General features: G+C 48.1%; 6 protein-coding genes. 3 read left to right on the top strand and 3 right to left on the bottom strand.

The genetic code is table 11. The features are described 5' to 3' along the window. Positions 1-307: 307 nt before the first annotated feature. A complete protein-coding gene (locus tag RMO35_RS16115) occupies positions 308-1,630 on the bottom strand; it encodes a four-carbon acid sugar kinase family protein (RefSeq protein ID WP_309742343.1) in 1,323 nt (440 codons plus the stop codon). 230 nt (positions 1,631-1,860) lie between these two features. Between RMO35_RS16115 and RMO35_RS16110 the strand changes: the two genes are divergently transcribed. Next, on the top strand, positions 1,861-2,850 hold the full coding sequence (locus RMO35_RS16110) for an aromatic ring-hydroxylating dioxygenase subunit alpha (protein WP_309742342.1): 990 nt from the start codon (positions 1,861-1,863) through the stop codon (positions 2,848-2,850). 250 nt (positions 2,851-3,100) lie between these two features. Continuing rightward, positions 3,101-3,253, top strand: coding sequence for a hypothetical protein (locus RMO35_RS16105; protein ID WP_309742341.1), 153 nt, complete (start codon positions 3,101-3,103; stop codon positions 3,251-3,253). A gap of 86 nt (positions 3,254-3,339) precedes the next feature. Here RMO35_RS16105 and RMO35_RS16100 read toward each other — a convergent pair whose 3' ends face one another. After that, a complete protein-coding gene (locus RMO35_RS16100; protein ID WP_309742340.1) occupies positions 3,340-5,760 on the bottom strand; it encodes a phosphoketolase family protein in 2,421 nt (806 codons plus the stop codon). A 203-nt stretch (positions 5,761-5,963) separates the two neighbouring features. Here RMO35_RS16100 and RMO35_RS16095 point away from each other — a divergent pair, with 203 nt between their 5' ends. Further along, positions 5,964-7,223, top strand: a complete 1,260-nt coding sequence (locus tag RMO35_RS16095) for an acetate/propionate family kinase (protein WP_396135684.1) — start codon at positions 5,964-5,966, stop codon at positions 7,221-7,223. On the opposite strand, the gene RMO35_RS16090 is transcribed toward RMO35_RS16095, so the two are convergent. Next, on the bottom strand, positions 7,213-7,447 hold a 235-nt coding region (locus tag RMO35_RS16090), incomplete at its 5' end, for a hypothetical protein (protein ID WP_309742338.1). The two genes, RMO35_RS16095 and RMO35_RS16090, sit on opposite strands and share 11 nt — an antisense overlap.

Below are 7,447 nucleotides of genomic sequence, written 5' to 3'. Positions count from 1 at the left end.
CTGTATTCAGGTTTGCGATCGCCTTCTGTCATAACATTTATGAATTAGCTCAGTTGTGTTTGATTTGCTGGTATCAATAATAATACCTTGTTAGGGGGTAGGGGATAGATGGGAGATGGGAGATGGGAGATGGGAGTGGATAGTGGATAGTGGATAGTGGATAGTGGATAGTGGGTAATGGATAGTGAATAGTGCTAGATAGCTTGGTGATTAATCATTACCCCTTACCTCTTACCTTTTACCTCTTACCTTTTACCTCTTACCTGTTACCTGTTACCTCCCCCATCCCCCATCTCCCACCTCCCATCTATCTTCCAACCAATCGCAAATAAGCGGTCGCCAAGGCATCGGCGTCGCCGACGTTGCCGGGGAAGAGGATGACGGGGAGATCGGGGAATTGGGGATGAGTTGCAGGGGTGACAATTGCCGAACATCCGGGGAGGATCTGACCGATCGATCGAGCTGTAGAGAGGGCTAAACCCTTGCTGAGGGTGTCATTAGACGTGATCCCGCCTTTGCTAATCAAAAAGCCTAGATCGGGCGGAGATGAGCGAATAACATCCATTAGCAGCGCGGAGACTGCTTCGCCAAATTGGAGGCGGGCTTGAATGCTATCGAAGGTGAGTTCTTGACGACTGGTGTAAATAGCTGGGGTATTGCCAGCGGCGTGGATAGTGCGAATTTGCTCCAAGATCGATGCTAGTAGCCCAGCTCTCATCGCGGCATTTTCGGCGACGAGTTGCGAGACATCGATTTCGACACCAACGATTCCTGGAGCTTGGAGGAGCTGAGTTAATTGGTCGGTAGTTTTTTGGACATGTGAGCCGACGATAACTGCGCCCGGTTTGCCATCGCGGACGTATTTGGACATCTCCGTGGCGGGAATCGGTTGGGGGCCTAAATTGGCTAGAGACGTGAGAATACTCGCCCCACTGCGGAACAGGAACTTTTTGCCCTGACTGACGGCGGCGAGGATATCTGTCGCAAACCTGTCGAAATCGGATTGCTGCTCGCCATCGACCACACAACACCGATTGCGCTCTAATTGCATCAAGCGATCGAGACTACCATTACGAACTTCAGCGAGTAAGAATTGTACCACGCGATCGGCGGGAATCTGACCGTGAGTTTTTTCGGCAACATAATCGGGCAAATAACTATGACTGTAAGCAAAGACCGAATCCCGCGCAAACTCAGTTTTATGGACGGGAGTTTCGACCCCATCGACGATCAGATAATGGATGCTATCGCGGGTAATCCTACCCCCTTCAAAAAAGGCAGGCATCAAGAAGTGCGCGTCAAAACCACCCAATTGGGCGGCAATGACATCCGTCTCGATCGGGTAGTGTCCGCGTAGGGTAGAATCCGATCGACTCACGACTAAAAAGTCAGTCAGATTTAGTTCGGCGAGGGCGATCTTTAAATTGCGACACACTTCTTGGGTAACGGCGGCGGCTTGAGTGGGTGTCATCGCCCGCGTATTAGTCAAAACAAAGAAAATCGGCACGGTATCAGTCAACCCGAGTTTCAATGTTGGCACGTCCCACTGGGTTAAAAGCAGACAACTATGCACTGTTTGCGACCCAGTGGGGTCGTCATCGAGGACAATGATTTTGGGTTGACTAGTCATAGTTAGTTGGCGATCTGAAGATGTTTGCCTGTGTCCTCAATAATATCGCTAACTTGTTGACCGATCCACATCGCGGTCAAAACTACTAACCCGCTCGCCACAATCTCGATCGAGTTTAGAATTTAACTACTCAATTTTTAGTTATTCAGCGGCTAAAAAGTGACTTTTGCTACCTTTTGCCCGAACGTCCAATTATTAGCGATTTCTGCCTCCAAATTGAAGTCAATCACATGTTTAAAAATTGTTGGTATGCCGTCGAGTTTAGCAATCTTATCTCCACCAGTCCCAAACTCCTAAAAATCCTCGATCGCGAATTAGTCCTCTATCGCACTACCACCGGACAGATTCAAGCGATGAATAATACTTGCGTCCATCGTGGCGCTGCGCTGTCGCAGGGCACTGTCAGCGGTGATTGTATCGTCTGTCCGTATCACGGCTGGCACTATCAACCAGATGGGATTTGTGTCAAAATCCCGGCAAATTCACCAACTGCCACGATTCCCAAACAAGCGCAAATGACTGCCTATCCAGTTCGCGAAAAATATGGCTGGATTTGGGTATTTTTAGGCGATGATGCGGTGAGTGAATTACCCACGCTGCCCAACTTTCCCCAACTAGAATCGGGAGAATTTAGAGCGATTCAGGGTGAATTTAATTGGAATGCAAATTACGAACGCGTCCTCGAAAATGGCTTGGATTTTGCTCATGCACCCTTCGTTCATGCTGGCGCTTTTGGTAATCCCGATCTCCCCGAAATTTCCGACTTAGCGATCGAGCATTATCCCCACGGCGCAAGTGCTACTGTCAGTCTCGCCGCCACACCGCCCAAAGGTTTATGGCGATTTTTACTCAAAGGCGATCGCGCACCCATCAAAACTCGCACGGGATTTGTCTTACCAAATATAACATTTCTCGAAGTTTATCTACCCCTTGGACGCTTGATAATTTGGACGGCACACGTACCCTTAATCCAAACTTTACCAGGCAAGATCGAGATACATACTACTGTCAGTAGATGGCAAAACTTCCGCACTTTTTTCACAGGTAAATGGGCAGATCGAGATGCTTACAATCGCACTATTAAAATCTTCGAGCAAGACAAACCAATCGTCGAATCTCAGCAACCGCAAATAATTCCCACCGATCTCCAAGCCGAAATTTACGTCGCCGCCGATGCTCTGCAATTGCAATATCGTAAACTGCGAATGGGCAGAGGGTAGAGGTAAAAGGTAAAAGGTAAAAGGTAAAAGGTAAAAGGTAAACTATCTACCGCTATTCACTATCCACTATCCACTATCCACTATCCTCTACTCTTTACCCTCTATTCCCTATTCCCTATCCCCTATCCCCTATTCCCTATCCTAAACTTTAGTGACATAGGTTACAGTTATTCTCAGTATACATGCCATAATTGGGATATCAAGACGAATTAGCAGCTATAAGCATGTAAATAGAGGAGGAATGGTGAGTATGATGGAAAAAGTATTTTTGGCGATCGCGATCGCCTGCTCACTATACTTAAATATCCAAATCAAACCACAACCAAGAGTGCTTGAAGCTGGTGTCAATTATCCAACCGAGAGTTTACACCAGATTCAACCAGTAGTAATGATGACGATTTAAATATAGTATAAAAATTAGGATAGGAGCAGGTAAACTGCCCCTATCCTAATTTGGTGGATAATTAATAATTAATTATTAATTATTAATTAATTTAAGCCTTGCCAGTTCCAGTTTGAGACTTCGGGTAGATCCATCCCGTGAGTATAGGCATATTGACGGCATTCGATTTGACGATTTTTGAGCTGTTCTTTGGTGTGGCTACCCGCCGATCGTAATTTGGGGACGCGATCGATCGCATCGATGGCAATGCTAAACCGATCGATTTGATTATTTATGGCTAATTCTAACGGGGTATTGATATTTCCTTTTTCTTTATAGCCGCGTACGTGTAAATTATCGTGATTGGTGCGGCGATAAGTCAAGCGATGAATCAACCACGGATAACCGTGGAAATTGAAAATAATCGGTTTATCGGTTGTAAATAAACCATCAAAATCGCGATCGCTCAAACCGAGCGGATAGTCGGGTGGTGCTTGCAGTGCAAGCAGATCGACGACATTAATAAATCGAATCTTGAGATCGGGAAATGCAGTGTGTAAAATATCCGTAGCCGCGAGTGCTTCTTGAGTCGGAATATCCCCAGCACACGCGATAATAACATCGGGTTCGACACCGCGATCGGTACTCGCCCATTCCCAAATCCCAATCCCCTTAGTGCAGTGCGCGATCGCTTCATCCATCTTCAGATATTGGAGGTGAGGCTGCTTGTCTGACACAATCGCGTTAATTTGATTGGTGGTTTTAAAGCATAGATTCGCGATCGCCAGCAAACAATTCACATCCGGCGGTAAATAGATCCGCACCACCTCGGTACTTTTGTTGGCAACTACATCCAAAAAGCCCGGATCTTGATGGCTAAAACCATTATGGTCTTGCCGCCAAACCGTCGAAGTAATCAATAAATTCAGCGACGAAACATCTGCCCGCCATGCCAATTTTCGCGAGATTTCCAACCACTTAGCATGTTGGTTGAACATCGAATCGATGATATGGATAAAAGCTTCATAAGTCGAGAACAAACCATGTCGCCCCGTCAACAGATAGCCCTCCAGCCAGCCCTCTAAGGTATGCTCGCTGAGAATTTCCATCACCCGCCCATCGAGAGCTAATTCAGCTCCGTCAGCGTCTTCCGGCAGGTACTGACCCCACCACACCTTTTTAGTGGCTTCATAGACCATTTGCAGTTGATTGGAAGCCGTTTCATCCGGCCCAAATAACCGAAAATTGGTAGGATTGGCGCGGATGATATCCCGCATTAATACGCCCAGCGGCTGAGTATTAGAAACTAGGGTTTGTCCGGGAGTAGCAATATCCACCCCATAATTCCGAAAATCGGGCAACCGCAACACTTTCCGCAGCAGACCGCCATTAGCATGAGGATTGCTTCCCATCCGCCGCTCGCCCTGGGGCGCAACCGCCCGAAACTCTGGTTTCAATGTCCCCCGCTCGTCAAATAATTCTTCGGGACGATAGCTGTGGAGCCAGTCAGACAACATTTCTAGCTGTTCGGGGCGCTGTTTGACTTCCTTGAGCGGCACTTGATGCGATCGCCAGGAACCCTCTAGTTTATGCCCATCGATTTCGGCGGGACAAGTCCAGCCTTTGGGAGAGCGTAAGACGATCGCCGGATATAGCGGACGCTCGATATCGCCCTCATGACGCGCTCGGGATTGGATCTGGTGAATGGCTTCAATACAGCGCTCGAGTGTTGCTGCCATCAACTGGTGCATAATATCTGGATCGTCCCCTTCGACAAAGTAAGGAGTATAACCATAACCTTGTAACAACTGCTCCAATTCTTCATGACTGATGCGGGCTAAGACAGTCGGGTTATTAATCTTATAACCATTCAGGTGCAAAATCGGCAACACCACCCCATCCCGACGCGGATCGAGAAATTTATTGGAATGCCAAGCGGTCGCTAACGGCCCAGTTTCCGCCTCGCCGTCGCCGATAACCGCGATGCTAATCAAGTCTGGGTTGTCAAAGACCGACCCATAAGCATGAGCCAGACTATAACCGAGTTCCCCCCCTTCATTGATCGAGCCGGGGGTTTCTGGAGTACAGTGGCTGCCGATCCCGCCCGGAAAAGAGAACTGGCGGAAAAAAGCCCGCATCCCGTCGAGATCTTCGGTTTTATCGCTATAGATCTGCGTGTAGCTGCCTTCGAGATAGACCGGAGCTAATACGCCTGGAGCGCCATGTCCGGGGCCTGTAATATAAATAGCGTTGAGATCGAATTTATTGATAATGCGGTTGACGTGGGTATAAATGAAGCTCAATCCGGGGCTAGTGCCCCAGTGACCCAGCAAGCGATTTTTGATGTGTTCGGCGCGCAAAGGTTCGCGGAGGAGCGGATTGTCCTGAAGATAAATCATCCCCGCAGCCAGATAATTACAAGCTCGCCAAAATCCGTGCAGTTGATGTAACTCTGACGGGTTCAGAGGTGTTGATAAAGTAACAGTTTGAGTCAGATTGGGATGTAGATTTGAGATACTTGTGACCACATCAATCTCCTAATTTAACCTCTTCACGCTACTAACCATCGCCACTATCGACCACTGTCGTTAGAAGGAGATTACACTCGGTCGAAAGGTAGAGTGAAATATGCTGTGTTCGTGCTTTTGTGGATAGGGGATAGGGGATAGTGAATAGTGAGCAGCTAACTCAGTTAACTTTTATTGTTGGGAAATAGATGTCAAATAATGAAATCGATATTTTAGTATTAAACGCCGGATCGAGTAGTTTTAAATCTAGTTTTTATCGATTGAGCGATGACTATATCCCCTCAGAGCCGATCGCCCCTTTATGGACGGGAAAAGTTAACTGGGATACTAATGGCAACGCCGTATTAAAGGCGCAAACCAGCCAAGAGTCAGTCAGTGACGAGCGATCGGGTATGAGTCGGGCTGAAGATATCCAGGAATTATTAAGTTGGGTCTGGAGCGGTAAAACCCAGATTGTCCAGAATATTCATGACATCCATATCATCGGACATCGGGTAGTTCATGGTGGTAGCAAATATCAGCAGCCGACACTAATTGATGATGATGTTAAAGCCGAAATCGATCGATTGTCTATCTATGCGCCGCTACATAATCCAGCTAATTTAATCGGAATTACCGCGATCGAACAAAGTAGTAATGAGTCTGGATCGGCAGCACATCAGCTCACGCAAATCGCCGTATTCGATACGGCTTTTTATGCAAATCTCCCCGAAGTGGCGTATGCTTATCCCGTGCCTTATCAATGGCTGGAACGGGGGATTAGAAAATATGGATTCCATGGCATCAGTCATCAATATTGCACCCAAAGAGCTGCAAAAATATTAGAGCGAGATGCTGCTAAATTGCGATCGATTAGCTGTCATTTGGGTAATGGTTGTTCGCTAGCCGCGATGAGATCGGGACGGTGTATCGATACGACGATGGGCTTTACCCCCTTAGATGGTTTGATGATGGGGACGCGGTGTGGCTCGATCGATCCGGGTATCCTGCTCCATCTCTTGCGAGAAGGGGAATACACAGTTACCGAACTCGATCGAATCTTAAATTTTGAGTCGGGACTATTGGGTGTCTCGGGGGTATCTAATGACGTGCGGGAAATCGAGAAATCGATCGCCGAGGGTAATGTCCGATCGCGGCTGGCCCTAGAGATGTATATCGATCGACTCGCTGCCAAAATTGCATCCCTCATCCCTGCTCTGGGCGGCTTAGATGCCCTGATTTTCACAGGCGGCGTGGGGGAGAACAATTGCGAGATTCGGGCGGCGGTAGTCACCAAATTAGCCTTTCTGGGAGTAGAGATCGACCCGGCACTCGATCGGGTCGCTACACCCGCCGGGATGTCCTCTAGCGACGATCGCGATCTGGCAACCAGCGCCTCACCAGTCCGAGTGCTGACGATTCATACCCAGGAAGAGTGGGAAATCGCGCGTACCTGCTGGCAATACTTTCACGCTAGCCACTAGTTGGGTGTGCCCGAGTTTCATTCTTCAACCCAACATACAAATCTTGTGTCAGCAAAATTTCAACCGAATAACTTCCAACTAAAATCCAGAATGGAATGAGTGCCGCTCCACGCTTCACACAGATCGAACCATACGCAGGAGAGTTTGAGAGGCGGCGTTCCGCCTGTCTTGTCTCGCTAAACCCTCGGGGAACCCGAGGAGCGCGAGCCGCTTTCAACGGGGGG

Source organism: Chamaesiphon sp. OTE_20_metabat_361, assembly GCF_031364565.1.
The sequence above is the reverse complement of the archived record's forward strand: the minus strand, read 5'-3'. Positions and strand labels throughout refer to the sequence as shown.

Bases quoted from the DNA above. Each gene is read 5' to 3' on its own strand.
- RMO35_RS16110 (WP_309742342.1), top strand. From the start codon at position 1,861: ATGTTTAAAAATTGTTGGTATGCCGTCGAGTTTAGCAATCTTATCTCC.
- RMO35_RS16115 (WP_309742343.1), bottom strand. From the start codon at position 1,630: ATGACTAGTCAACCCAAAATCATTGTCCTCGATGACGACCCCACTGGG.
- RMO35_RS16105 (WP_309742341.1), top strand. From the start codon at position 3,101: ATGATGGAAAAAGTATTTTTGGCGATCGCGATCGCCTGCTCACTATAC.